The organism is Serratia sp. TSA_198.1 (genome assembly GCF_052686505.1).
Genome location: NZ_JBQZFP010000001.1, coordinates 518,393 through 544,254, shown reverse-complemented (window position 1 = coordinate 544,254; position 25,862 = coordinate 518,393). Strand labels below are relative to the sequence as shown.

At 56.4% G+C, this 25,862-nt stretch carries 22 protein-coding genes and 1 pseudogene; 13 read left to right on the top strand and 10 right to left on the bottom strand.

Annotation, left to right across the window (positions count from 1 at the left end; all coding sequences use genetic code 11):
- Window positions 1-141 precede the first annotated feature (141 nt).
- Window positions 142-1,986 (top strand): hypothetical protein, encoded by a 1,845-nt coding sequence (locus ACUTSW_RS02580; RefSeq protein ID WP_445583576.1) that lies wholly within the window; start codon window positions 142-144, stop codon window positions 1,984-1,986.
- Window positions 1,987-1,999: 13 nt separating this feature from the next.
- Here the strand turns inward: ACUTSW_RS02580 and pspD are convergent, their stop codons facing one another.
- The 4 genes from pspD to pspA form a co-directional block, all read right to left on the bottom strand.
- A complete protein-coding gene (gene pspD / locus ACUTSW_RS02575) occupies window positions 2,000-2,263 on the bottom strand; it encodes a phage shock protein PspD (RefSeq protein ID WP_006325657.1) in 264 nt (87 codons plus the stop codon).
- 96 nt (window positions 2,264-2,359) lie between these two features.
- Entirely contained in the window at window positions 2,360-2,719 is a 360-nt protein-coding gene (gene pspC / locus ACUTSW_RS02570; protein ID WP_004945110.1) for an envelope stress response membrane protein PspC, read from the bottom strand.
- Entirely contained in the window at window positions 2,719-2,946 is a 228-nt protein-coding gene (gene pspB, locus ACUTSW_RS02565) for an envelope stress response membrane protein PspB (RefSeq protein ID WP_004945113.1), read from the bottom strand. The genes pspC and pspB overlap by 1 nt, the downstream gene beginning before the upstream one ends.
- Before the next feature lie 59 nt (window positions 2,947-3,005).
- Entirely contained in the window at window positions 3,006-3,671 is a 666-nt protein-coding gene (gene pspA, locus ACUTSW_RS02560; protein WP_004945117.1) for a phage shock protein PspA, read from the bottom strand.
- A gap of 184 nt (window positions 3,672-3,855) precedes the next feature.
- Between pspA and pspF the strand changes: the two genes are divergently transcribed.
- Window positions 3,856-4,863, top strand: coding sequence for a phage shock protein operon transcriptional activator (gene pspF, locus ACUTSW_RS02555; protein ID WP_445583575.1), 1,008 nt, complete (start codon window positions 3,856-3,858; stop codon window positions 4,861-4,863).
- Window positions 4,864-5,056: 193 nt separating this feature from the next.
- On the opposite strand, the gene zigA is transcribed toward pspF, so the two are convergent.
- The 3 genes from zigA to folE2 are packed head-to-tail and all read right to left on the bottom strand — an operon-like array spanning window position 5,057 to window position 7,736.
- Window positions 5,057-6,244 (bottom strand): zinc metallochaperone GTPase ZigA, encoded by a 1,188-nt coding sequence (gene zigA / locus ACUTSW_RS02550; RefSeq protein WP_445583574.1) that lies wholly within the window; start codon window positions 6,242-6,244, stop codon window positions 5,057-5,059.
- A gap of 12 nt (window positions 6,245-6,256) precedes the next feature.
- Window positions 6,257-6,817: a carbonate dehydratase gene (locus ACUTSW_RS02545; protein WP_445583573.1), complete on the bottom strand. Its 561-nt coding sequence runs from the start codon at window positions 6,815-6,817 to the stop codon at window positions 6,257-6,259.
- Window positions 6,807-7,736, bottom strand: a complete 930-nt coding sequence (gene folE2 / locus ACUTSW_RS02540; protein ID WP_445583572.1) for a GTP cyclohydrolase FolE2 — start codon at window positions 7,734-7,736, stop codon at window positions 6,807-6,809. Before folE2 ends, ACUTSW_RS02545 begins: the two co-directional genes overlap by 11 nt.
- Window positions 7,737-7,942: 206 nt before the next feature.
- On the opposite strand from folE2, the gene sapA reads away from it, so the two are divergent.
- The 6 genes from sapA to ACUTSW_RS02510 all read left to right on the top strand — a co-directional run bounded on the left by sapA (window position 7,943) and on the right by ACUTSW_RS02510 (window position 14,847).
- Entirely contained in the window at window positions 7,943-9,592 is a 1,650-nt protein-coding gene (gene sapA, locus ACUTSW_RS02535) for an ABC transporter substrate-binding protein SapA (RefSeq protein WP_004945131.1), read from the top strand.
- Window positions 9,589-10,554, top strand: a complete 966-nt coding sequence (sapB, locus tag ACUTSW_RS02530) for a putrescine export ABC transporter permease SapB (protein WP_004945135.1) — start codon at window positions 9,589-9,591, stop codon at window positions 10,552-10,554. Before sapA ends, sapB begins: the two co-directional genes overlap by 4 nt.
- The gene (sapC, locus tag ACUTSW_RS02525; RefSeq protein ID WP_006325668.1) at window positions 10,541-11,431 is read left to right on the top strand and encodes a putrescine export ABC transporter permease SapC; all 891 of its coding nucleotides are present in this window, start codon (window positions 10,541-10,543) and stop codon (window positions 11,429-11,431) included. Before sapB ends, sapC begins: the two co-directional genes overlap by 14 nt.
- Complete coding sequence (sapD, locus tag ACUTSW_RS02520) at window positions 11,431-12,423, top strand: putrescine export ABC transporter ATP-binding protein SapD (RefSeq protein WP_004945143.1); 993 nt, start codon at window positions 11,431-11,433, stop codon at window positions 12,421-12,423. Before sapC ends, sapD begins: the two co-directional genes overlap by 1 nt.
- A 1-nt stretch (window position 12,424) precedes the next feature.
- Complete coding sequence (gene sapF / locus ACUTSW_RS02515) at window positions 12,425-13,237, top strand: putrescine export ABC transporter ATP-binding protein SapF (protein WP_004945147.1); 813 nt, start codon at window positions 12,425-12,427, stop codon at window positions 13,235-13,237.
- Window positions 13,238-13,656: 419 nt separating this feature from the next.
- The gene (locus ACUTSW_RS02510) at window positions 13,657-14,847 is read left to right on the top strand and encodes a CMD domain-containing protein (RefSeq protein ID WP_445583571.1); all 1,191 of its coding nucleotides are present in this window, start codon (window positions 13,657-13,659) and stop codon (window positions 14,845-14,847) included.
- On the opposite strand, the gene ACUTSW_RS02505 is transcribed toward ACUTSW_RS02510, so the two are convergent.
- Window positions 14,848-15,747: a LysR family transcriptional regulator gene (locus ACUTSW_RS02505; protein WP_062871008.1), complete on the bottom strand. Its 900-nt coding sequence runs from the start codon at window positions 15,745-15,747 to the stop codon at window positions 14,848-14,850. It abuts the gene before it with no gap.
- A 72-nt stretch (window positions 15,748-15,819) separates the two neighbouring features.
- Window positions 15,820-16,989, bottom strand: coding sequence for a serine-type D-Ala-D-Ala carboxypeptidase DacD (gene dacD / locus ACUTSW_RS02500; RefSeq protein ID WP_445583570.1), 1,170 nt, complete (start codon window positions 16,987-16,989; stop codon window positions 15,820-15,822).
- Window positions 16,990-17,265: 276 nt separating this feature from the next.
- Here dacD and ACUTSW_RS02495 point away from each other — a divergent pair, with 276 nt between their 5' ends.
- From ACUTSW_RS02495 to ACUTSW_RS02485, 3 genes are all read left to right on the top strand, one after another.
- Window positions 17,266-19,572, top strand: a complete 2,307-nt coding sequence (locus ACUTSW_RS02495) for an FdhF/YdeP family oxidoreductase (protein WP_445583569.1) — start codon at window positions 17,266-17,268, stop codon at window positions 19,570-19,572.
- Between the two features lie 209 nt (window positions 19,573-19,781).
- Window positions 19,782-21,716: an exoribonuclease II gene (locus ACUTSW_RS02490; protein WP_063201048.1), complete on the top strand. Its 1,935-nt coding sequence runs from the start codon at window positions 19,782-19,784 to the stop codon at window positions 21,714-21,716.
- A gap of 307 nt (window positions 21,717-22,023) precedes the next feature.
- Entirely contained in the window at window positions 22,024-24,084 is a 2,061-nt protein-coding gene (locus tag ACUTSW_RS02485; protein WP_445583568.1) for a carbon starvation CstA family protein, read from the top strand.
- Here ACUTSW_RS02485 and fsa read toward each other — a convergent pair.
- Entirely contained in the window at window positions 24,077-24,742 is a 666-nt protein-coding gene (gene fsa, locus ACUTSW_RS02480) for a fructose-6-phosphate aldolase (protein WP_445583567.1), read from the bottom strand. The two genes, ACUTSW_RS02485 and fsa, sit on opposite strands and share 8 nt — an antisense overlap.
- A 210-nt stretch (window positions 24,743-24,952) precedes the next feature.
- Here fsa and ACUTSW_RS02475 point away from each other — a divergent pair.
- A pseudogene (locus ACUTSW_RS02475) lies at window positions 24,953-25,039 on the top strand (hypothetical protein); the annotation flags it as partial.
- 48 nt (window positions 25,040-25,087) lie between these two features.
- Window positions 25,088-25,834 carry a DeoR/GlpR family DNA-binding transcription regulator gene (locus ACUTSW_RS02470; RefSeq protein WP_020439138.1) on the top strand — a complete coding sequence of 249 codons (747 nt, stop codon included), beginning with the start codon at window positions 25,088-25,090 and terminating at the stop codon, window positions 25,832-25,834.
- Window positions 25,835-25,862 lie beyond the last annotated feature (28 nt).

Below are 25,862 nucleotides of genomic sequence, written 5' to 3'. Positions count from 1 at the left end.
CGAACGACCTAATATCGCACCTCATAAAAAACCAAGATAGCATTATCTTGCTGGGAATAATCTCAATATTGCACCTTTAGCCCGAAAAAATTTGGCGTCGAAGATGCTTTCTCTAACATTTAATACTACCCGGAGAACTCTATGAGTGCAATTAATTTAGAGCAAAACATAGCCGCAGCAAGCACTATGAATGCATTAAGAAACACCTTGCCAGAATATGATGGGCAACGTATTTTTTTAACGGAGTACTATGCGGGAAAAGGCAAAGGCGGTGGCGTATTTACAGGTTATCTGAACATTGCCAATGCAATTGATGACGGCGGATACTCCACTGTTATAGTTAATCAATCAACAGCAGTGTGGCGACGAAACGATTTAACGCAACTTTCTTTATATGATGGCGGTTGCGATCCTACCCTAAGTGATAACAGCTCATTTATTCAAAACATTTCACTGATACAAGGCGAACGCTCGGTAAAAATCCCAAGCGGTTACTGGAATATTGCAAAGCCGGTCATTTTTCCAGCTAACAGAGGGATCGCGCTCTACGGCGAAAACAGTTTTAACGGGCGTGCAGTGTTAACCTACTCTGGGCCAGATCTAACTGATATTTCAGATGTTAGTGGAGTTATTACCGTTTCTGCCAACGCAGGGGAAATGACGTATAGTGGGATCAACTTCAGAAACTTTCAAATACGTGGCAATAATAAAATCATTAGCGGATTAAGCATAAAATACGCTGGTTACGTACAGGTACAGAATGTAAGCATCCTCTATTGCAAAGGTGCAGGTCTCTATCTTGATAAAGTTCAGGATAGTTACTTTAAATTCCTTGAGGTCCAAGGCTGCGGCAGAACTTCCGGCGATTATAACAGTTATGCCGACATTACAGATTATGAGAAAATGCTACTGGCCCCCGTTCATTTAACCTCAACCATCAAGGACGATGATTGTAACATGTTGCGCTTTGAAGATTGCCAATGGGAAGCCAACCTGATCAGCCCGACTATTTACATTCATGGCGGCATTGGATTGTGGTTCACGAAATTGCATATGGAACATCGTAGCGGCCCATTGAAAACATTAATTGGAGAAAATACCAATGCCAGCCGATTATTACACATGAACTCTGGGGAAGTTTATCTTAATGAAATTCAGGCGTCGGAAGTAAATGATTTGGTTTACAGTACGGGGTATGGTGTTTTGTATGTAACCAATATTAACCGTGCGGGGAATATTACGCATGCTGCATCCGGGAAACGGTTCAATATTTTCATGAGCGGATGCTGGTTACAAGACATGAACTTTTCCTCCAGCGTAAAGGCCATGATCAGCAACAGTTGGTTAGCGAATCTGACGTGGAGCCACCCTTCTTATCCGAGTACTATTTCTGACACCTATTTCTCCGGCAACGTTGCCCTTACCGGAGATGGCGCAAATACCCGGATCGATCTGGCAGACTGTCAGTACGGCAGCGTAAGCTGTAACACCAGTAATCTGCGCTTCCTTGGCGGCCGCTGCCTGGGCGACTTTCGTTATGCCTCACTATCTGGCGCAGGTTCGGTCATCGATGTCGATGTCGAAGGCGCGACAACTATCAGTACTAGCTATGGCAGTTCATATCAACCAGGAAAAAGCAGCTATAGCGTGGCGCGTGTCGCCGATGTTCCCAAAGAGCTAGGGAGTGTAATGCGCCCTATCGGCTCCGAATGGTTCAATACAGCGGTAACCGGGGACCAGGAAGGCGCGATTTACAGTTGGGTGAAAACCGCTGCCGGCTGGCGGCCTAACAGTCGCATCAGCCGCTTTGGTACCAATTTATCGTCAATGACGTTTTCTCAGCTTCCTGCTGCGGTCTCCTGCAAAGGCACCGTTATTTTCTGTACCAATACTGCAGCCTCTCCCTCGGCTCAGGCCATTATCAGCGACGGCGCAGACTGGATCTATCTGGCAACACCGGGGACGAAAGTGACCGCCGCCCATTAAAGTTTATGCCACCCTATCTGGGTGGCATTTTTGCACCCGCTACGTAACGACCAAATACCTTGTTCAGGCCTTTGCGAAACAGGGGTTCCAACACCAGCGCCAGCACAAAGCGAATCGGTTTGCGGCCAACGGTCCGCAGCAGCCAGCCAGCCGCGCCGGCAGGGCCGTAATTCAGTAACGCCATGATGATCACTTTAGACAATGTCTTCAGCACCGTCCCTGCTCCTTGTTTGATTCCAGCGGATTTAACGGCCTTTGCGGCATAGGTTTTATTCATTTATCAATGCCCTCCGGCACGGTTGCTTGAAACAGGGTGATGGCAGGCGCAATGCCTGACCTGCGCCACACGCAGGTCATTGCACGCGAGGCAGGGCTACAGCTTGCGGAAACGGCTCTGTACGCCGAAGGTGTCCGACGTGACATAACGTTCAACCTGACGCAATTGCTGTTCGCCGCTGCCCAACTCATACTCCAGTTGATCGAGCAATTGGCGCGGCGTCTTGTAGTTTTCGCCTTCGAAACGGCTGGCCGGCGCTTCATCCAGCACGAAAACCAGCGCGAAATAGGCCACCAGCGTGAAGAAAAACAGGCCGAAAATCATCGACAGCACCACTATTACGCGGATCAGACGCACCGGCACGTCGAAATAATGGGCCAGCCCGGCGCAGACCCCCTTCACCATGCCTTCCTCAGGTACGCGATAAAGTTTTTTACTGCCCAGAGTATTGCTCATCAAGACTGTCTCCAGTTCGGGTGTTCCGCATCGAGGATTTCTTCCAGCGCCTGAATGCGTTCACGCATGCGCTTGGCATCGTCGGCCAACTGCGCCAGACGCTGCATTTCCTGATGGCTCAGTTGAATGCCGCTTTGTTGCCGATTGCTGTAATGCAGCCAAAGCCAAATCGGTGCGACAAACAACACGAAGATTGTCAACGGAATGGCAAGTAGTAGAGCACTCATTTCTTTTCCTTCTTATTGCGTCTTTAATAGGCGGCCACCTCGCCGTGGCCGCTGTCGCCTTACTCAGTGCGGTTCATTTTGGCTTTCAGCGCCGCCAGTTGTTCGCTGATGGCATCGTCGGCTTTCAGTTCGGCAAACTCCTGGTCCAGAGACTTCTTTTTACCGATGATGACGCTTTCCGCTTCGGCTTCCATATGATCGATTCGGCGCTCAAACTGTTCGAAACGCGCCATCGCCTCATCCAGTTTGCCGCTGTCGAGCTGGCGGCGCACGTCGCGGGAAGAGGATGCTGCCTGATGGCGCAGCGTTAACGCCTGCTGGCGCGCACGGGTTTCGGTCAGCTTGTTTTCCAGCTCGCCGATTTCGCTTTTCATCCGGGCCAATGTCTCTTCCACGGTAGACACTTCGTGGGTCAGCGTGGAGATCAGGTCAGCCACCTTCTGTTTTTCGATCAGCGCCGCACGGGCCAGGTCTTCTTTATCTTTGCGCAGCGCCAGTTCGGCCTTGTCCTGCCAATCGTTGAGCTGATTTTCACCCTGCTCAATGCGGCGCAGCAGTTGCTTTTTCTCCGCCAGCGCACGCGCCGAGGTGGAACGAACTTCAACCAGCGTGTCTTCCATCTCCTGGATCATCAGGCGCACCAGTTTTTGCGGATCTTCCGCCTTATCCAGCAGCGTATTGATGTTGGCGTTCACGATGTCGGCAAAACGAGAAAAAATACCCATAATTCACTTCCTCTTGGTTCTGATGGCGTCTGAAGCGCCGCGTTAAATAATACAGCTTGCCCAAAGACTTAATCAAAACTCGTGCCAACTTTTATTTCATTGAATAATAAAGATTATTTATTTTTGACACTCCGTCAACTTGCTGTAGAGTGATTATTTTCACCAAACATTGGCGAATTTCATCATGAGCGAACAGTTAGAAAACCTGCTGGGCGAAGCGAACGCCTTTGTCGAAGTATTGGAGCAAGTCTCGCAACTGGCAAAGTTGAACAAGCCGGTGTTGGTGATCGGTGAACGCGGCACCGGCAAAGAGCTGATCGCCCACCGTCTGCACTACCTTTCCAACCGCTGGCAAGGGCCGTTTATCTCGCTTAACTGCGCGGCTTTGAATGAAAACTTGCTGGATTCCGAGCTGTTCGGCCATGAAGCGGGAGCCTTTACCGGCGCGCAGAAACGCCACCTGGGCCGCTTTGAACGCGCCGATGGTGGCACGCTGTTTCTGGACGAACTGGCTACTGCCCCCATGCTGGTGCAGGAAAAACTGCTGCGGGTGATTGAATACGGGCATCTGGAGCGCGTAGGCGGCAGCCAACCGCTGCAGGTTGATGTGCGGTTGGTGTGCGCCACCAACGATGACTTGCCTGCGCTGGCGGCAGCGGGGAAATTCCGCGCCGATCTGTTGGACCGGCTGGCGTTCGACGTCGTTCAACTGCCGCCGCTGCGCCAGCGGCAGCAAGACATCATGTTGCTGGCTGAACACTTTGCGATTCAGATGTGCCGCGAGCTGTCGCTGCAGCTGTTCCCCGGTTTTACTGAACGCGCCTGGGATACGCTGCTCGCCTATAGCTGGCCGGGCAACGTGCGGGAATTGAAAAACGTGGTGGAACGTTCCGTATACCGGCACGGCACCAGCGCCAACGCGCTCGATGAGATCGTTATCAATCCCTTTGCCCAACGGGAAAGCCCCTTCCCGCTGCCGGAGCGCGAAACGCGCAATGACCGACCGACGCTACCGCTGGATTTAAAAACCTGGCAGTTGGAACAGGAAAAATCGTTGATCGAAGCGGCGCTGCAACAAGGGAAATTTAACCAACGCAAGGCGGCGGACCTGCTGGGGCTGACCTATCATCAATTGCGGGGGATGCTGAAAAAACATGCTCTCCTGCAAAATGGAGCTGCGGAAGAAGACTAATGGGCAAAAAAAAAGCCAGCACCCGAGCTGGCTTAAAAAACACTGGAAGCAATGTGAGCAATGTCGTGCCTTTCACAACAGAGCCACTGAGCGTGGCCTTTCGTGAACGGCAAACAAATGATAATAGTTATCACTATCAACTGTAAAGCACTTTGTTGAGAATATTTCTCATCACCACACTGATGTTGTGTACTTACCACTCAGGGAAGGGATCGGCCATCCTCCGCCAATAGTCCACACCGGCCACCATTTCGTCATCGGTCAGTAAGCAGGCATCCAGCAAGCGGGTAATCTCCGCCTGTCGCAAATTCTGGCCGATAAACACCAGCTCCTGACGCATATCGCCAAACGGCTCCACCCATTTCGCCTGGATCTGCGCCCGAGTTTCTTCATCTTGTGGCCAGCTCTCCTGCGACAGCGCGCGCCAGAAGGTGCCCGCCAGTCCATAATGAGCGATGCCACCGGCCTGACTCCACTGCCCCGCTTGTCTCGGGCGCGTAGCCAGCCAGAAGAACCCCTTTGAACGCAACAACTTGCCGCCCCCCCAGTCGCCGTTGATCATCCGATAAAATTTATCCGGCGCAAACGGCCGCCGCGCCTGATAGACAAAGCTGCTGATGCCATAGTTTTCCGTCTCCGGAACATGTTCGCCTCGCAACTCCTTCAGCCAGCCCGGTGCCTGTTGGGCCTTTTCGAAGCTAAAACTGCCGGTGTTCAATACCGCCTCCAGCGGCAATTTACCGAGGGAGATGGGGATAATATTGGCATCCGGGTTAAGGCTCGTGAGCAGCGCCATCACTTCCCCCTGCTGTTCTGGCGTCAGCAAGTCGGTTTTACTCACCAGCATCACATCACAAAATTCGATTTGCTCGATAAGCAGGTCCGCCACGCTGCGTAGATCGTCCTCGCCCAGGCTTTGCCCGGCCTCCTGCAACGTTTGAGCCTGCTGGTATTGCTGCATAAAATTCACGCCATCCACCACCGTGACCAGCGTATCCAGCCGGGCGAACTGCGACAGGCTTTCACCCTGTTCGTCTTCAAAGGTGAAAGTTTCCGCCACCGGCAGTGGTTCTGAGATCCCACTGGATTCAATCAGCAGATAATCGAAGCGACCGGCCTGCGCCAGTTCGCGCACCGAGATCAACAGATCTTCGCGCAGCGTGCAGCAAATACAGCCATTGCTCATTTCCACCAGCTTTTCCTGTCGGCGATCGAGCTGGACCTGGTTTTCGATCAGTGCGGCATCAATGTTCACTTCGCTCATGTCATTAACGATCACCGCAACGCGCATGCCCTGACGGTTATTCAGAATATGGTTGAGCACCGTGGTTTTACCAGCGCCGAGAAAACCGGAAAGTACGGTAACGGGTAACGGATTCATCAGGTTCCTCACTTAAAACTCATTACGTAATGCCTGGTAGCCGCGAACCAGTTCGACGTTAGTGGCGGCCACTTCTTCAGAAAATTGCAGCGCGTGGCGATCGACCTGGCAATACAACGACAGATCGCTGTCGGCGCCGACGCGCTCGGTCGATGGGATATACAGGTTCTCCGGCAACGTGACGCCATCCACCACCGCGTTGTACCGCACCACGCAGCCGGAACGGATATGGCAGTTGAACAGCACGCTGTTGAACCCGATAAACACCCGATCCCCGATGCGGCACGGGCCGTGAACAATCGCGCGATGTGCGATGGAGCTGTAGCTGCCGATGGTGACCGCCGCGCCGCTTTTCGAGTGGATCACCACGCCGTCTTGAATATTCGAGTGAGAACCGATAACGATCGGCTCCATATCGCCGGCCGCATTCAGTTCATCGGCGCGGATCACCGCGTAGGGGCCGACGTAGACAAAATCTTCGACAATCACCCGACCACAAATAATGGCGGTAGGATCGATATAGGCCTTTGGCGATACCTGCGGCAGGTGGCCACTGGGGTTTTTACGCAGCATCGCCTTCCTCCCGCCAGTTCAGTTCGGCCACCGCATTGTGGGCGTGCAGGCTTTCCTGATGCTCCACCCGCAACGAAAATCCTCGCAGGCCGCATTGGCTGCGCAGCATCCGGTACAGACGGCGCGCGGCGTCCTCGCAAAACATCAGGTTTTGGCCATTAGCCAGGGCGAAGGCCTGCTCATCGCAACGCTTTACCAACGTTTGCGACGGCGTGCCCAGCGCATGCTCAATACGATCGATTAAATTGACCACCGGTAACGCCGGTTCACTGCCACCGAGCGTCAGCGTCACCCAGGCCCAACTGCGCTGGCTGTGCGGGGTCGCGGGCATTCCCTGCTCACCCAGCCAATCGATCACCTGCTGCCGATCGACCCTGTCCGGCTCCTGTTCAAAATCAAACTGAAACTGCTGTTGCGCCAGTTGACGGCTGAGCGCCGCCGAGCTGGGACAGGTGGAGGAATAGGGCACGCCGATCGTCAACGACAGCGTCATAACCCTGGCCAAGGTAGCGTCAATGCGCAGCGGATAGGCTTTCCAGCCGCGGTGCGGCGAGAGTAGCGCCGGACGTGACACCAGCAGTTCGCCGCGGATGCTCAGGCTGGCATGGTCGCTGTGTTCAGGCTGCGAAGCCAAAAAAGCATCCAGCGTTCGCCCGATGCGCTGCGGCGTCAGTTCGCCTTGCGTCAATTCATCCAACGCGAGATACAGCCGCGACATGTGTATTCCCCGCACACCCTGCCGACCGGCACGCAGATTGATCCCGGCATTAACCTTCGCCATCAGCGGTTTGCCCGCAAGCTCCAGCGGCAGCGCTATCTCTTGCATCCCGACCCAATCGAGCCCGACGTCACTCATCTCACCCCGCCAGGCCTGGGCATCCGGCAATGGCTGGCGGGGTGGAAGTGCAATCTTGTTCATACGTCCCCTTGCTGTTATTGATATCGTGCCTGGGGACGGTAACATGAAGTTGTTATGTTATAACATATCATTTTAAAGATTTTTTGCCTGTGGCGGCAAAATGTTCAATCAAGTCGCAGAAAACTCTGCCATTTTGCTCAATGGATTGGGCAGTTCGCCAGAGTGCGATACACTAACTCTATTGCTTATTAACCCATGAAGCGTCTATGCGTGGTTTACCCCTTTGGATACTGTCATTGTGCCTTACGAGTTCTGCCCTGGCCTCAACACCGCCCGCGCCTACCGCGGCTCCGCCGTTGCCGGACATCCGCCAGAGCGGCTTTGTCTATTGCGTCAGCGGCATACTGAACACCTTTAATCCGCAGATGGCCAGCAGCGGGCTGACGGTCGATACCTTGGCCGCACAGCTGTACGATCGCCTGCTGGATGTCGACCCTTATACCTACCGGCTGATCCCCGAACTGGCGCAAAGTTGGGAAGTGCTGGATAACGGCGCAACCTACCGCTTCCACCTGCGCAAGGACGTGCCGTTCCAGACCACCGCCTGGTTTACGCCAACCCGCAAATTGAATGCCGACGACGTGGTGTTCAGCTTTGAACGCATGTTTAACCAAAAGCATCCGTATCATGACGTCAACGGCGGCGAGTATCCGTACTTCGACAGTCTGCAGTTTGGCGACTCGGTGCAAAGCGTGAAGAAGCTCGACGACTACACCGTCGAGATCCGCCTGCAGGCGCCGGACGCCTCGTTTTTGTGGCATATCGCCACCCATTACGCCCCGGTGATGTCGGCAGAATATGCGGAAAACCTGACGCGTGAAGGCCATCAGGAAATGATCGATCGCGAGCCGGTCGGCACCGGGCCCTTCCTGTTGAATGAATATCGTTCGGGACAATATATCCGTCTGGCGCGCAATGACGTTTACTGGAAAGGCCAACCGCGCATGCCACAGGTGGTGATCGATCTGGGCGCCGGCGGCACCGGCCGGCTGTCGAAGTTGTTGACCGGTGAGTGCGACGTGCTCGCTTATCCCGCGGCCAGCCAGCTCTCGATTCTGCGCGACGATCCGCGCCTGCGCCTCACGCTGCGGCCGGGCATGAACATCGCCTATCTGGCCTTTAACACCCGCAAACCGCCACTGAACAATTTAAAAGTGCGTCAGGCCATTTCGCTGGCAATCAACAACCAGCGCCTGATGCAGTCGATTTACTACGGCACGGCGGAAACCGCCGCCTCCATTCTGCCGCGCGCGTCGTGGGCCTATGACAACGAAGCGCACGTTACCGAATTTGATCCTGCAAAATCGCGCGAAATGCTCAAGCAAGCGGGCATTGAATCGTTGAATCTGAAGCTGTGGGTACCCACCGCCTCGCAATCTTATAACCCCAGCCCGCTGAAGACCGCCGAACTGATCCAGGCCGATTTGGGTCAGGTTGGCATTAACGTCACTATCGTGCCGGTCGAGGGGCGCTTCCAGGAGGCGCGCCTGATGGAGATGAACCACGATCTCACACTCACCGGCTGGGCCACCGACAGTAACGACCCGGACAGTTTCTTCCGGCCGCTATTGAGTTGCGCGGCAATCCGCTCGCAAACCAACTATGCTCACTGGTGTGACCCGGGGTTTGACGAGGTGCTGCAAAATGCCCTGCTGTCACAGCAGTTGGCGCAGCGCATCGAAAACTACCAGAAGGCGCAAAAAATTCTTGAGCAGCAACTGCCGGTGTTGCCGCTGGCCTCCTCATTGCGCCTGCAGGCTTACCGCTACGACATCAAAGGACTGGTATTGAGCCCGTTCGGCAACGCGTCATTTGCCGGGGTGTACCGTGAATCCGCGGAGGGGCCGAAAAAGTGATTATCTTTACCTTGCGCCGTATCTTGTTGCTGTTGATCACGCTGTTCCTCCTGACTCTGGTCAGCTTTAGTCTGAGCTATTTCACGCCGCGCGCGCCGCTGTACGGCGCCGCCCTGCTGGATGCCTACCACTTTTACTTCGTCAGCCTGCTGCACTGGGACTTTGGCGTTTCCAGCATTAACGGTCAGGCGATCAGCGAGCAACTGCGCGAAGTGTTCCCCGCCACCATGGAACTGTGCCTCCTTGCTTTCACTCTGGCGTTGTTTATCGGCATTCCGCTGGGGATTATCGCCGGCGTGATGCGCGGAAAATGGCAAGACACCGCCATCAGCACCTTTGCCCTGATCGGATTTTCGATGCCGGTTTTCTGGTTGGCGTTGCTGTTAATGCTGTTTTTCTCGCTGCACCTTGGCTGGTTGCCGGTCTCCGGCCGTTTCGACCTGCTGTATCAGGTCAGGCCCATCACCGGTTTTGCGCTGATTGATGCCTGGCTGTCGGATTCGCCGTACCGTTCCGAGATGATCGGCAGCGCGTTGCGCCATATGATATTGCCGATTACCGCGCTGGCGGTGGCCCCTACCACCGAAGTGGTGCGCCTGATGCGGATCAGCACCGACGACGTGCTCAGCCAAAACTACATCAAAGCCGCCGCTACCCGGGGCTTGTCCCGCTTTACCATTATCCGTCGCCATGTGCTGCATAACGCGCTGCCGCCTATCGTTCCCAAGCTGGGGTTGCAGTTCTCCACCATGCTGACGCTGGCGATGATCACCGAAGTGGTCTTCAATTGGCCGGGCCTGGGGCGCTGGATGATTAACGCCATCCGCCAGCAGGATTATGCGGCAATCTCCGCCGGCGTGATGGTGGTCGGCACCTTGGTGATCGCCATTAACGTCCTGGCCGATATTTTGGGCGCAGCAACCAACCCACTGAAACATAAGGAATGGTATGCCCTTAGATAACGTATACCGCGAAAAGAAAATGCCCAGCCCGCTGCTTTACACCTGGCGGATTTTTTACGGCGATGCCCTGGCGATGATCGGCTTCTACGGCGTGATCGCGCTGCTGTTGCTGTGCGTATTCGGCAGCCTGCTGGCGCCTTATGCGCTCGATCAACAGTTCCTGGGCTATCAGTTGCTGCCGCCTTCCTGGTCGCGTTACGGCAACGTTTCCTTCTTTCTCGGCACTGACGATCTCGGCCGCGATATCCTGAGCCGTCTGTTGACCGGTACCGCCGCCACTTATGGTTCGGCGTTGTTGGTTACCGTCGCCGCCGCCTTTTTCGGCGTGATCCTCGGCGTGTTTGCCGGCGTGACCCACGGCCTGCGCTCGGCGGTGCTGAACCACATTCTCGACACCCTGCTCTCCATTCCCTCTTTGCTGCTGGCGATTGTGGTGGTGGCGTTCCTTGGGCCAAAGCTCGAGCACGCGATGCTGGCGGTCTGGCTGGCGTTGTTGCCGCGCATGGTGCGCACCATCTACAGCGCAGTGCACGACGAACTGGAAAAAGAGTATGTGGTGGCGGTGCGACTCGACGGTGCCTCGACGCCGCAAATCCTGTGGTATGCCGTGATGCCGAACATTGCGGCGGTGCTGGTGACCGAATTTACACGTGCATTGTCGATGGCGATCCTGGACATCGCCGCACTCGGTTTCCTCGACCTCGGCGCACAGTTGCCCTCTCCTGAATGGGGCGCCATGCTCGGCGATTCGCTGGAGCTGGTGTATGTCGCGCCCTGGACGGTAATGCTGCCCGGTGCGGCAATCCTGATCAGCGTGTTGCTGGTTAACCTGTTGGGCGACGGCATGCGCCGCGCAATCAACGCAGGAGTGGAATAATGCCGTTACTTGATATCCGCAACCTGACGATTGAATTTATGACCGCCGACGGGCCGGTCAAGGCGGTCGATCGCGTCAGCATGACGTTGACCGAAGGTGAAGTACGGGGTTTGGTGGGTGAATCGGGCTCGGGCAAAAGCCTGATCGCCAAAGCGATTTGCGGCGTAACCAAAGACAACTGGCGCGTCACCGCCGACCGTTTCCGCTTTGATGATATCGATCTGCTGCAATTGACGCCGCGCGAGCGACGCAAACTGGTCGGGCATAACGTCTCGATGATTTTCCAGGAACCGCAGTCGTGCCTGGACCCTTCGGAGAGCATCGGCCGCCAACTGGCGCAGGCGATCCCCGGTTGGACCTATAAGGGCCGCTGGTGGCAGCGTTTCAATTGGCGCAAACGTCGTGCCATTGAGTTGCTGCACCGCGTTGGCATCAAAGACCATGTCGACATCATGGGCAGCTTTCCCTACGAACTGACCGAAGGCGAATGCCAGAAAGTGATGATCGCCATCGCTCTGGCCAACCAGCCGCGCCTGCTGATTGCCGATGAACCGACCAACGCCATGGAGCCCACCACTCAGGCGCAAATTTTCCGCCTGTTGGCCCGGCTTAATCAAAACAACAACACCACCATTTTGTTGATCAGCCATGATTTGCAGATGATGAGCAAATGGGCCGATCGGGTGAATGTGCTGTACTGTGGCCAAACGGTGGAAAGCGCGCAGTGTGAAGATCTGTTGGCTGCCCCTCACCATCCGTACACGCAGGCGCTGATCCGCTCAATGCCGGATTTTGGTCGTTCATTGCCGCATAAAAGCCGGCTCAATACGCTGCCGGGCGCCATTCCATCGCTGGAACATCTGCCGATCGGTTGCCGGCTGGGGCCTCGCTGCCCCTACGCGCAGAAAAAGTGCATCGAGACGCCGCGCCTGCGCCCGGTGAAAAACCACTTATTCGCCTGCCACTTCCCGTTGAACATGGAGGAGCAATAACATGGAAACGCTGTTGGAAGTGCGCAACCTGACCAAAACCTACCGTTACCGCACCGGACTGTTCCGTCGCCAGCATGTTGAGGCGGTGAAATCGGTCAGCTTTACCCTGCGTGAACGGCAGACGCTGGCGATCATCGGTGAAAACGGTTCCGGCAAATCGACGCTGGCCAAAATGCTGTCCGGCATGGTTGAACCTTCATCCGGGGAACTGCTGATTGACGATCACCGGCTCGGCTACGGCGATTATCGCTATCGCAGCCAGCGTATCCGCATGATCTTTCAAGATCCGAGTACGTCGCTTAACCCGCGCCAGCGCATCGGCCAACTGCTTGACGCCCCGCTGCGGCTGAATACCGATCTGGAAGGCCCAGAGCGTGAACAGCGCATCTATCAGACGCTGCGCCAGGTGGGCATGCTGCCGGACCACGCCTATTATTATCCGCATATGCTGGCCTCCGGCCAGAAACAGCGTGTGGCGCTGGCCCGTGCGCTGATCCTGCAGCCCAAGGTCATCGTCGCCGATGAGGCGCTGGCTTCGCTGGATATGTCGATGCGTTCGCAGATCATCAACCTGATGCTGGAACTGCAGGAGAAACACGGCATCTCGTACATCTATGTGACTCAGCATCTGGGCATGATGAAGCACATCAGCGATCAGGTTATGGTGATGCACGAAGGGGAAATCGTTGAGCGTGGCAGCACCGCCGAAGTGCTGGCCGCGCCATTGCACGATCTGACCAAGCGCCTGATCGCCAGCCATTTCGGTGAAGCGCTGACCGCAGACGCCTGGCGGCGCGACGGCGGCCGATTCTGACGCTTGCAGAAAACCCGCTTTCGAGCGGGTTTTTTATTGCCGAACAGCCCGCCGCGCTTATCCAATAACCTCAAATACAAATTACAATTTTGTTATATATCATTATATTTTATTCCATTCAGTTATTGATTAGCACTTAACATTATTTTATCTCGCCTATCGAATCGGTGAGGATATCCCCTACGTTGAGCTTATTAAACGACAGGATATCGCACTGATGAACAGCCCCCGCAATCGCCGACTCGCGCAGTTTCTGCTCGCTTTAGCCGCAGGTTTCTCTGTTTATGATCACGCATTGTGTTGCGATGACCGCCGCTGATCCTGCCATTCCATGCCCGCCCAGGGTATGCACCTCTTTTGTCTTGCCGCCGCTGCCTGTCGCACCGGTGGCCGTTGCTCATGATTAAGGATTACCCCCTATGGAACTACTACGTCGACAACATAATGCCCAGTGGTATCACGAAACCCAAAGCAGCGTTCGCGGAGACCAGCCGCTTGAGCCGCAGGCGGCCACTATCCGCGACAGATTCTTGCTGGGGCTGGGCGCATTTGCCGACGAAGCGTTGAACACCGCACTGACCGCGCGCGCCGGGGTATTTAATGCCTCGCACGCCAGCTATCACGTGCTGTTCCCGGATCATGTGGCACTGACAAGAATGGTGACATTGTCACCTTACGATCGCCTTAGTACCGCGCTGACCGTGGCTCAGGTGACCGGCGTTCAATCCCTTTGTAGCCATTACGCTGCTCGCCTCGCCCCGCTGCACAGCCCCGACGCCTCACGTGAAAGCAACATCCGCCTCGCCCAAATCACGCAATACGCCCGGCAGCTCGCCAGCCAACCGACCCTGATTTGCAGCAAAGCGCTGCAACAGCTCAGCGATGTCGGATTAAGCCCGGCGGATATCGTGACCTTCTCGCAGATTATCGGTTTTGTCAGTTACCAGGCGCGCGTCGTCGCCGGCGTGGCGGCGCTGGCCGGGCGGCCAACGGGCGTGGTGCCCGGTTTCCCGAATATAGAGGATGCTGAAGGAGTGGAGTTCACCGAAGAGGAACTGGCGTGGCAATCACGATTACCGCCGATAACCCCGGAAGACGCTCGCGCTGAACAGCTCGACGTGCTCGACCAAAGCCACCCGGACGCTCGCAGCGAGCCTTATTATCTACTGTTGGCCCACGATGCCCCCGCGCTGCGCGAACGCAACGGCGTCTTTAACAGCATCAACGCTGACGGTTACGGGCTGTCGGCGCGGTTGAAAGCGCTGGCGACGCTGGCCGTTTCGCGCATTAACGGCAGCCGCTATTGCGCATCGACCGTGGCCCAGGATATTCAGGACGCCGCATTGGCAGACGCCCTCTTCACCGACATTAACCGCGGGCTGGAAAGCAGCGATAATCCCGTAGCCCAGGCGGTGATCCGCGTTGCCGCAGACCTGACCCGCACGCCGGAAAAGTTCACCCCGCGCAGCGTACAGCCGCTGTTTAACAGCGGGCTGAATCAGGCTCAAGCCCTGGACGTGATCCTCACCGGTGCCCTCTACGCCTGGGAGAACCGTTTACGTCAGACCCTCGGCGATACACAGACGATAGGCGAGAGCCAACCGGCATAATTACTGCTGCAGCAACCAATTGCCGGCAGCGTCAAAAAAGTGCTGAGCCAGCGGCGTTGCCCGCCCCGGCTCGGCAATCACGACTGCCGCATGACGCGACATGGCGGGAATGGCGACTGGCCGCCGCTGCAGGTCCGGCGTCATGGCCGGCAGCAGGTTACCTTGCGGAAACAGGCCGCAGCCCAGGCCAACAAAAATGCCTTCCAATAGTTGGAAAATAGACGTGGTTTCCATGCGCGCATGCAACGTCAACCCGGCTTCACGGAAGTGTTGATCGAGGTAACGACGGAAGTAACGTGTAGGTTCAGCCAGGCACAGCGGCAGCGCGGTGACCTCCGCCAAGGTCAAAGGTTTATCCCCCACCAAGTGCGGGAAGTGCTGCGGATGGAAGACCAGCTCGACGCCGGCGTCAGCCAAAGGCTGCGACTGAAAATGCAGCTCTTTCAGCGTCGCCAACTCAAAGAAACCGATGCCGATATCCACGGTATGCGCCGTCAAGGCTTCCAGCAACTGATCGGCGCTCAACACCGCGACCCGATAGTCCAACTGTGGGAAACGCTCGCTGACCGCTTTCAGCATTTGCGCCAGTGAAATGCTGCACTGCGGCACGGCACCGATACGCAGGGTGCCGTTAAAGCCGTGCTTGAGCGATTCCACCTCCAGTTTCAACCCCTGATAAACCGATACAATCTCGCGCGCCCATGCCAACACACGCTCGCCTTCCGCGGTAAAACCTCCGAAGTTATTACCGCGGTTGATCAACGAAACACCCAATTCTTTTTCCAGGTTTTTCAACCGCATGGATAACGTTGGCTGGCTAACGAAACTGGCTTCCGCCGCCCGGCCAAAGTGGCGCTCTCGTTCCAGATTACACAGGTAAATCAGTTGTTTAATATCCATAAGGCAGCTCGGGAAATAATGACTGTCCTTAGTATATCACTGCGGGAACTTTTGGGCGCTGTGCTCGATGGATCAGAGTTTCAGCTTCGCATAGTCCATCAGGCGCGAGAACATACCGCCGTTGTTTACTGGCTGCAGCACCACCAGCGGCAGAGTTTTCAACAGCTTGCCGTTATCGCTGATGCGGATCTCCCCAATCGGCTGCCCCTGTGCCAACGGGGCGTCAAGACGCGACGGGGTTATCACATACTGGGCTTTCAACTTGTCCGCCTCGCGCTTTGGCAGGCTGAGGTATTGATCCTGCTCACTGCCCACCGGCACAAGGTGGCGATCGCCATACCACACTTTTTCCTGCCCCAGCGTTTGCCCGGCGCTAAACAGATGCACGGTGGCGAAATCTCGCAGACCCCAGGTCAGCAGTTTACGGGCCTGATCTTCTCGCCCTTTGGCGCTTTTACCGCCCATCACGACGGCAATCAAACGCCGGTCGCCTTCGGTTGCGGAGGCAATAATGTTAAAACCGGCCGATGCGGTATGACCCGTTTTCAGGCCGTCCACCCGCAGGTTTTTATCCCACAGCAGCCCGTTGCGGTTCTGTTGGGTGATCCCGTTCCAGGACAGCGATTTTTCGCTGTACATATGATATTCCGCCGGTTCGCTCATGATGATGGCGCGTGAAATCACCGCCAAATCGCCGGCCGTAGTGAACTGGCCAGGTGCGTCCAGCCCGTGGACGGTTTCAAAATGCGTATTTTGCAGGCCAAGTTGAGTGCTTTTTTCATTCATCAATTTGACGAATGCGGCCTGGCTGCCCGCCACGTAGTCCGCCATCGCCACGCAAGCATCGTTGCCGGAGTCAATAATAATGCCGCGACTGAGATCGCGCACCGTGACCCTGTCACCGGGTTTCAGGAACATCAGCGAGGAGCCCTTGAACACCGGATTGCCCTGCGCCCAGGCGTCTTTGCCCACGGTCACTACGTCATCCAGGCGAATTTTGTGCTGATCGAGCGCATGATCAATCACCAATCCGGTCATCAGTTTGGTCAGGCTGGCCGGATTGCGTCGCTCGTCCGCATTGTTCTCCGCCAGTACCTGGCCGGTGGTGTAATCCATCAATACGTAAGAGGCCGCGTCTATCACCGGCGGTGTATTGAGAGGGAAACTGAGTGGCGCATCCGCCGCCTGTACTGCCAACGGCAGCAGAACTCCGGTTATCACAGACAATACTGAACGCTTCACTCACCCATCCTTAAATAAAATTCTAATATAATCCGCGAGATAGACTGCACTAAAGGCCCAGTCAGCGGAATCATTAGTCTTTTTCAGGGAATAACATAGTGCAACCATTTGTATGTCCGGCCGAGGACCGGGATAGCGAGCGATAAATCCGCTCTATGCCGCGATTACCTAATTCTATTAGACGCTCATGCCCTACCCACCTAAACTTGCGACATAAATACCTATAACGATTAAAGAATCGTTTACTTTTTAGCTACAACACATGCGAAAACAATCATGAAATTCAAACCGTCAATAAAGCCGTATACCGGCGCGGCAGGCGGCTGGGGTTCACTCGAAGCCACCACGCGCTACGTGCTCGACAGCAAACAGACGCTGAAAAACCTGCGCAATCTGATGCGCGTGAATAAGGTACGCGGCTTCGACTGTCCGGGCTGCGCCTGGGGCGACGACAATCACAGCACCTTCAGCTTCTGCGAAAACGGCGCCAAGGCGGTCAGTTGGGAAGCTACGCGCAATGCGGTTGAACCGGCATTTTTCGCCACCCACAGCGTCAGTACCCTGCAACAGCAAAGCGACTATTTCCTCGAGTATCAAGGCCGCATTACCCATCCGATGCGCTATAACGCCGAAACTGACCATTACCAGCCGATCAGTTGGCCGGACGCGCTGGCACTGATCGCCCGGCACATCCAACAGATGGATAATCCGAACCAGATCGAACTTTATACCTCCGGCCGCGCCAGCAACGAAGCCTCTTATCTGTATCAGCTGTTCGGTCGCATGCTCGGCACCAGCAATTTCCCCGACTGCTCGAACATGTGCCATGAGGCCAGCGGCGTCGGGCTGAAACAAAGCATCGGCGTGGGCAAAGGCACCATTCGCATGGATGACTTCGAAAAAGCCGACGCCATCTTTGTGTTCGGCCAAAATCCCGGCACCAACCATCCACGCATGCTGCACAGCCTGAAAAACGCCGCCGCTCGTGGCGCGCGCATCGTTAGCTTTAACACCCTGCGCGAACGCGGCCTGGAGCGCTTCGCCGATCCGCAAAACCCGATTCAGATGCTGACGCCAACATCGTCACCAATAAGTTCAGCTTATTTTCAGCCCAACCTCGGCGGGGATATGGCGGCGGTACGCGGCATGGTGAAAGCGCTGCTCGAGAGCCATCGCCGGCGTTTGGCGGCCGGTGAGCCTGGCCTGTTCGATTTGGCGTTCATTGAGCAGCACAGCGTCGGCGTGGAGCGCTACCTGGCGCAGGTGGATGCCACCTCCTGGGCCCACATCATCCAACAGTCTGGCCTCAGCGAAGCGCAACTGCGGCAGGCGGCGGCGATTTATCAGGGCGCCGAACGGGTGATTTGCACCTGGGCGATGGGCATCACGCAGCATAAGCATTCGGTGCCGACGGTGCGCGAGATAACCAACCTGCAACTGCTGTTCGGCCAGTTGGGCAAACCGGGCGCCGGCCTGTGCCCGGTGCGCGGCCACAGCAATGTACAGGGCAACCGCACCATGGGCATTGACGAAAAATCACCCAAGGCGCTGCTCGACAGCCTGGAAAAACATTTCAACTTCTCCCCACGACGCGAGCCGGGCCATAACACGGTAGAGGCCATCGAAGCGATGCTGCGCGGTGAAGTGAAGGTGCTGCTGGCGTTGGGCGGCAATCTGGCGGCCGCCGCACCGGATACCGAACGCACCGCCCGCGCCCTGCGCTGCTGCGATCTGACGGTACATATCAGCACCAAGCTCAATCGCAGCCATCTGGTCACCGGTAAAGACGCGCTGATCCTGCCGACGTTGGGGCGTACCGAGCAGGATCTGCAGGCCAGTGGCCCGCAGTACATCACGGTGGAGGATTCATTCAGCATGGTTCACGCCTCCGAAGGCGTCGGTAAACCGCTGGCGGATACCCAAAGGTCGGAAACCGCCATTGTCTGCGGTATCGCCGATGCGGTGCTGGGCAACAAGCCATTGGATTGGCTGGCGCTGGCAGATGACTATTCGTTGATCCGTGACCATATCGCCGCCACCGTTCCCGGCTTCGAGGATTTCAACCGTCGCTGCGATCAACCCGGCGGTTTCTATCTGGGCAATGCCGCCGCCGAATTGCGTTTCGCCACGCCTAGCGGTAAAGCGGAATTCAGCGCAGCCCCGCTGCCAAAAAGCCTGCTCCCGGAGTTCGACGGCCAAAAAGCGCCGTTCACGCTGCAGACTCTGCGTTCACACGATCAATACAACACCACCATCTACGGATTGGATGACCGCTATCGCGGCGTGTATGGCCAGCGTGAAGTGCTGTTTATCCACCCGGAAGACCTGGCGGCGTTGGACATGCAGGACGGTGAGTTTGTGGAGATCGAAACCCTGTGGAATGACGGCGTCATTCGCAAGGTGAGCGGTTTCAAACTGGTGAGCTACGATATTCCGCGCGGCAACCTGGCGGCCTACTATCCGGAAACCAACCCGCTGGTGCCACTGGCCAGCTTTGGCGACGGTACCGGCACGCCGACCTCCAAATCCATTCCGGTGACGATCCGCCGCTGTGCGGCGCAACCGACGCGGCGTATCGCCTGACCTGATGCGCCCGGTTTACGCCGGGCGCATGACGCTCTGCGGCCACCTTGCGCACGGCGGTTTTCCTTCCCGCCTTTTGATCGCCGGATATTCAGTAAAATCGCGTGCCAACGCAGGAAAACCGTGACGTTAGGCTTGCCCGCAGCGGGTGATTCGCGTAAAACTGTCTGCCGCAAATCTTGCCACTCACAACCCATTCACTGGACGATATGTTTCAAGATAACCCGCTGCTGGCGCAGCTTAAACAGCAACTTCACTCTCAGACCCCGCGCGTTGAAGGCGTAGTAAAAGGGACTGAGAAAGGCTTTGGCTTTCTTGAGGTCGACGGTCAAAAGAGCTATTTCATCCCACCGCCGTACATGAAGAAAGTCATGCATGGGGATCGCGTGATCGCCACCCTGCACACCGAGAAAGAACGCGAAATCGCCGAGCCGGAAACCCTGGTCGAGCCATTCCTGTCGCGCTTTGTCGGCCGCGTGCAGAAGCGTGATGACCGCCTGTCCATCGTGCCCGACCATCCGTTGCTGAAAGACGCGATTCAGTGTCGCCCGGTGCGTGAACTGACCCATAACTTCCAGGCCGGTGACTGGGCGGTAGCGGAAATGCGCCGCCACCCGTTGAAAGGCGATCGCGGCTTCAACGCCGATCTGACCCACTTCATCACCGACGGCGAAGATCATCTGGCTCCTTGGTGGGTCACGCTGGCTCGCCATAATCTGGAAAAAGAAGCGCCTGAGATGGTGGCTATCAGCGAGCCGGACGCCGCGCTGCCGCGTGAAGATCTGACCGCGCTGAATTTTGTCACCATTGACAGCGCCAGCACCGAGGATATGGACGATGCGTTGTTCGTTCAGGACAACGGCGACGGCTCGCTGCAACTGACCATCGCCATTGCCGATCCTACCGCTTACGTAGCGCAAGGCAGCCCGTTGGATGATATCGCCCGCAAGCGCGCCTTCACTAACTACCTGCCGGGCTTCAACATTCCGATGTTGCCGCGCGATCTGTCTGATAACCTGTGCTCGCTGCGCCCGAACGAACGCCGTCCGGTACTGGCTTGCCGCGTCACCATAGGTACCGATGGCGCGTTGGCTGACGACATTCGTTTCTTCGCCGCCGAGATCGAGTCGAAAGCCAAACTGGTTTATGACGAAGTCTCCGACTGGCTGGAGGGCATTGCCGGCTGGCAGCCGCCAAGCGACGAGATTGCACAGCAAATCACCCTGTTGAAACGCGTCTGCGATGCCCGCAACGCCTGGCGCCATCAGCATGCGCTGGTGTTCAAGGATCGCCCTGATTACCGCTTTGTACTGGGCGAAAAAGGCGAAGTGCTGGATATCATCACCGAACAACGCCGCAGCGCCAACCGTATCGTTGAAGAGTGCATGATTGCCTCCAACGTGTGCGCCGCCATCGTTCTGCGCGATCGCCTGGGCTTCGGGATTTACAACGTGCATACCGGTTTCGATCCGGCGCTGGTGGAACAGGCGGTGACCGTGCTGCAAGCCAACGGTGTGGAAGCCGATGCCGAGAAACTGCTGACGCTGGACGGGTTCTGCGAACTGCGCCGTCATCTGGACTCGCAACCTACCCAGTTCCTCGACAGCCGTATCCGCCGTTCCCAGACTTATGCCGAGATCAGCACCACGCCAGGCCCGCATTTCGGCCTGGGGCTGGAAGCCTATGCCACCTGGACCTCGCCGATCCGTAAATACGGCGATATGGTCAATCACCGTCTGCTGAAAGCCATCATCGCCGAACAGCCTGCCGAAAAACCGCAGGACGACGTGACGGTCCAATTGGCGGAACGCCGTCGTCTTAACCGTATGGCGGAGCGTGACGTCGGTGACTGGTTGTATGCACGCTACCTGCAAGACAAAGCCGGCACCGATGAACGCTTCAATGCGGAAATCATCGACGTGACCCGAGGCGGTCTGCGCGTGCGCCTGCTGGACAATGGTGCGGTCGCCTTTATCCCTGCACCGTTTATTCACTCGGTGCGTGATGAAATGGTCTGCAGCCAGGATACCGGCACGGTGCAAGTGAAAGGCGAAGTCGTCTATCGTCAAAGCGATACTCTGCAGGTCAACATCGCCGAAGTGCGTATGGAAACCCGCAGCGTGATCGCCAAACCGGCGGCATAATCTTGCGCGAGTAGCCCAGCATCATGTAAACACCGGCAGGGAAACCTCCGGTGTTTTTTTTCGTCGGTCGACAGGCCATACCGGTGAAAAGATCCGGATGATGCGAGGCTTCGTTATCGCCCTCTTACGTCCCTTGCAGCTCTCCGCAACAGCGACATCACATTGTTTTTACGCTATTACTCAACCAGCATCACATTTCTCATCCGACCTGCTACTTTTCGCGCGCAAAACTCCTATTTTTAATCTGTATTCATTCTCCATAAGAACATCTCTTTCTTTATCTCTGCACACCAAGGAGTTGTTGATCATGAAAAACGTCAAGTCCGGGATCATCTGGCTGGTGGTGGCGTTAGTCGGTGCATTTGCCTTCGCCATGCTGGCGCTCAGCCGCGGAGAGCATGTTAACGCGGTCTGGCTGGTGGTAGCTGCCGTCGCCTGTTACAGCATCGCTTACCGTTTCTATAGCCTGTTCATCGCCAAGAAAGTGTTTGAGCTTGACGACCGCCGTATGACGCCGGCGGAACGTCGTAACGATGGCCTGGACTATGTCCCGACCAACAAGTGGGTGCTGTTTGGTCACCACTTTGCCGCCATCGCCGGCGCCGGGCCACTGGTGGGGCCGATTCTGGCCGCGCAGATGGGCTTTTTACCGGGCACCATCTGGATCCTGGTCGGCGTAATGCTGGCCGGGGCGGTGCAAGACTTCCTGATCCTGTTCATCTCTACCCGCCGCGACGGCCGCTCGCTGGGTGAAATGGCCAAACAGGAACTCGGCGCCTTCGCTGGGGTGATCACCATGCTTGGTGCTCTGGGCGTAATGATCATCATTTTGTCTGCACTGGCTCTGGTGGTGGTAAAGGCGCTGGCCGACAGCCCGTGGGGGCTGTTCACCATCGCCGCCACCATTCCTATCGCGCTGTTTATGGGCGTGTATATGCGTTTTATCCGGCCGGGGAAAATCGCCGAAATCTCGGTGGTCGGCTTCGTGCTGATGCTGCTGGCGATCATTTACGGCGGCAATGTGGCGCAACACCCTTACTGGGGCCCCTTCTTTACGCTGCATGGCACCACGCTGACCTGGGTGCTGGTGATCTACGGTTTCGTCGCTTCGGTGCTGCCGGTATGGCTGTTGTTGGCGCCCCGTGACTACCTTTCCACCTTTATGAAGATTGGCGTCATTATCGGGCTGGCGATAGGCATCGTCTTTGCCATGCCGGAAATGAAAATGCCTGCGGTATCGCGGTTTATCGACGGCAGCGGCCCGGTATTCGCCGGTTCACTGTTCCCGTTCCTGTTTATCACCATCGCCTGCGGCTCGATTTCCGGCTTCCATGCGCTGGTGTCCAGCGGCACCACGCCGAAACTGGTGGAACGTGAAAGCCACATCCGTTTTATCGGCTATGGTGCCATGCTGATGGAGTCCTTCGTGGCCATCATGGCGCTGATTTGCGCTTCGGTGATCGACCCCGGCGTTTACTTCGCCATGAACTCTCCGGCGGCGCTGATTGGCACCACGGTGGAAAATGCCTCGCAGGTCATCAACAGCTGGGGCTTTATCATCACGCCGGAAACCCTGACGATGATCGCCAAAGACGTGGGTGAGCATTCGATCCTATCGCGCGCTGGCGGCGCACCGACCTTTGCTGTGGGGATGGCGCACATCATCACCGAAGTGTTTAACAGCCGCGCGATGATGGCGTTCTGGTATCACTTCGCCATTTTGTTTGAGGCGCTGTTCATTCTGACCGCCGTCGATGCCGGCACCCGCGCCTGCCGCTTTATGGTGCAGGATCTGGTTGGCGTGGCGATCCCGCGGCTGGCCAACACCCGCTCATGGTTCGGTAATCTGGCAGGGACGACGGTGGCCGTCGCCGGTTGGGGTTTCTTTGTTTATCAAGGCGTGGTCGATCCGCTCGGCGGCATCAACACCCTGTGGCCGCTGTTCGGCATCGGCAACCAGATGCTGGCCTCAATGGCGTTGATCCTCGGTACCGTGGTGCTGTTTAAAATGAAAAAACAGCGCTACGCCTGGGTGACCATTCTGCCAACCGTCTGGTTGTTCATTACCTCGATGACCGCCGGCTGGCAAAAAATCTTCCACGAGAAACCCAGCATCGGCTTCCTGGCGCAGGCGAAGAAATTCTCCACCGGCATTGAGCAAGGCACACTGATTGCCCCGGCCAAATCGCTGAAAGATATGGAAACCATTGTCTTCAGCAACCAGATTAACGCGGCTTTGTGTGCGTTCTTTATGCTGGTGGCGGTAACCATGCTGGTTTCTGCGTTCTTTGTGATCCGCCGGGCGCTGAACGCCAGCCGACCTACGGCAAATGAGTCGCCAGTCGTCTTGCGTGAAGAAACTAGTTAAGCAGGTTGGTGCCGAATGCTCCCTGCCAATCCTGTTCGAACTGTTCGACAGCCGCCTGTACCGCCGGAGCGGCAAGGAACTGTTCGGCCACATCGACAGGCAAGGTAATGGCCTGGCAACCCGCCAGCAGGCACGCCAGTGCCTGCCGCGGGGTCTTGAAACTGGCGGCCAGCACCCGGGAGGCCGGTGCATGCAACGTCAGCAATTGCTGCAGTTCATGCACCATTTCGATGCCGTCACCGCCCTGCGCGTCCAGCCGGTTAACGTAGGGGGCTACGTATTCCGCGCCGGCCAGCGCCGCCAACAACCCCTGGCCGGCACCGTAGACTGCGGTGCCCAGCGTTGGGATCGACATCGATTTCAGTTTTTTAATCGCCGCCAACCCTTCTGCGGTCGCCGGGATCTTGACCACCAACCCAGGCACTCGCTGATGAAGCAGCGCCGCCTCCGCCACCATGCGCTCGGCGTCATTGGCCATCACTTGGGCAAACAGCTTGCCGGTCCCGCCCAGGGCATCACGCAGCGCCGGCAGCACCTCCCAAATGGGTTTCCCCTCTTTGGCGACAATGCTCGGATTGGTAGTGACGCCGTGCAGCGGCAGAATGCGTGCCAGGCGTTTTACAGCATTCACATCAGCGGTATCGAGATAAAGCTCCATTACGAACTCCTGAATCTTCTGTGGGCGAATTCAAACTCTCATCATAGTAGGACAAAAGAACTTATGATTTTTGATCGCAATCAAATCAATTTTCATTCAAAACACCTTTAATATGAAAAATGGCGTAGTTGAATGACGGGTCACTTGCGTTCCCCACTCTGCAGCGCTATTCAATCCCTGCCGATCCGAGCATTCGCAGCGTAGTCTGCTCGCATCGCTGGATATTCCGCTTTCTTTACCGCATCATCTTCTGACGCGCAGGATGGTATTATTGCGCGAACAGAACATACTATTTAAACAATAAATATTAGCGGTCGCACATTGGTAGCCGCACATCAGGTCGATATGAATTCAAGACAACAAACAATTCTGCAGTTGGTGAACGAACGCCGAAGGATCAGCGTCAGCGATCTGTCGCGCACCACAGGTGTTTCAGAGGTCACTATCCGTCAGGATTTGAACCTTCTGGAGAAGCGCAGCTATCTGAAACGGGTGCATGGCTCTGCGTTGGCGCTGGAAAGCGACGACGTCGATGCCCGCATGATGTCCAATTTTTCTCTCAAGCAGAAGCTGGCGCGATTTGCCGCTGCGCAGGTTAACGACGGCGAAACCATCTTTATAGAAAGTGGCAGCACCAACGCCCTGTTGGCGCGCTATATCGCCGAGCGCAAAACCATCACGCTGATCACCGTCAGCCATTATATCGCCAACCTGCTAAAAGAGAGCGATTGCGAGGTAATAGTGCTGGGCGGCATGTATCAGAAAAAGAGCGAGACCGTGGTCGGGCCGCTGACGCGCATGTGCATTCAGCAAGTGCATTTCAGCAAGGCGTTCATCGGCATTGACGGCTACCATGCGGAAACCGGCTTTACCGGCCGCGATATGATGCGTGCCGACGTGGTCAACGCCGTGCTGGCGAAGGGCGTGGAAAATATCGTGCTGACAGACTCGTCTAAATTTGGTCAGATCCAACCCAATCCTTTGGCATTGCATGGCAAGGTTGATCGGGTGATCACCGATTCACGCCTGGAATTGGAGTATCAACATCAGTTGAAACGCCAGGGAATACGGCTGGACAGGGTCGGCGATTAATCGCCTCGAGGAACGGCGGGCATGACTT

Bases quoted from the DNA above. Each gene is read 5' to 3' on its own strand.
- sapF (WP_004945147.1), top strand. From the start codon at position 12,425: ATGGAAACGCTGTTGGAAGTGCGCAACCTGACCAAAACCTACCGTTAC.
- sapA (WP_004945131.1), top strand. From the start codon at position 7,943: ATGCGTGGTTTACCCCTTTGGATACTGTCATTGTGCCTTACGAGTTCT.
- pspA (WP_004945117.1), bottom strand. From the start codon at position 3,671: ATGGGTATTTTTTCTCGTTTTGCCGACATCGTGAACGCCAACATCAAT.
- ACUTSW_RS02485 (WP_445583568.1), top strand. From the start codon at position 22,024: ATGAAAAACGTCAAGTCCGGGATCATCTGGCTGGTGGTGGCGTTAGTC.
- sapC (WP_006325668.1), top strand. From the start codon at position 10,541: ATGCCCTTAGATAACGTATACCGCGAAAAGAAAATGCCCAGCCCGCTG.
- pspB (WP_004945113.1), bottom strand. From the start codon at position 2,946: ATGAGTGCTCTACTACTTGCCATTCCGTTGACAATCTTCGTGTTGTTT.
- pspF (WP_445583575.1), top strand. From the start codon at position 3,856: ATGAGCGAACAGTTAGAAAACCTGCTGGGCGAAGCGAACGCCTTTGTC.
- ACUTSW_RS02545 (WP_445583573.1), bottom strand. From the start codon at position 6,817: ATGCTGCGTAAAAACCCCAGTGGCCACCTGCCGCAGGTATCGCCAAAG.
- folE2 (WP_445583572.1), bottom strand. From the start codon at position 7,736: ATGAACAAGATTGCACTTCCACCCCGCCAGCCATTGCCGGATGCCCAG.
- ACUTSW_RS02510 (WP_445583571.1), top strand. From the start codon at position 13,657: ATGGAACTACTACGTCGACAACATAATGCCCAGTGGTATCACGAAACC.
- sapD (WP_004945143.1), top strand. From the start codon at position 11,431: ATGCCGTTACTTGATATCCGCAACCTGACGATTGAATTTATGACCGCC.
- fsa (WP_445583567.1), bottom strand. From the start codon at position 24,742: ATGGAGCTTTATCTCGATACCGCTGATGTGAATGCTGTAAAACGCCTG.
- ACUTSW_RS02505 (WP_062871008.1), bottom strand. From the start codon at position 15,747: ATGGATATTAAACAACTGATTTACCTGTGTAATCTGGAACGAGAGCGC.
- ACUTSW_RS02495 (WP_445583569.1), top strand. From the start codon at position 17,266: ATGAAATTCAAACCGTCAATAAAGCCGTATACCGGCGCGGCAGGCGGC.
- ACUTSW_RS02580 (WP_445583576.1), top strand. From the start codon at position 142: ATGAGTGCAATTAATTTAGAGCAAAACATAGCCGCAGCAAGCACTATG.
- ACUTSW_RS02490 (WP_063201048.1), top strand. From the start codon at position 19,782: ATGTTTCAAGATAACCCGCTGCTGGCGCAGCTTAAACAGCAACTTCAC.
- zigA (WP_445583574.1), bottom strand. From the start codon at position 6,244: ATGAATCCGTTACCCGTTACCGTACTTTCCGGTTTTCTCGGCGCTGGT.
- pspD (WP_006325657.1), bottom strand. From the start codon at position 2,263: ATGAATAAAACCTATGCCGCAAAGGCCGTTAAATCCGCTGGAATCAAA.
- pspC (WP_004945110.1), bottom strand. From the start codon at position 2,719: ATGAGCAATACTCTGGGCAGTAAAAAACTTTATCGCGTACCTGAGGAA.
- ACUTSW_RS02470 (WP_020439138.1), top strand. From the start codon at position 25,088: ATGAATTCAAGACAACAAACAATTCTGCAGTTGGTGAACGAACGCCGA.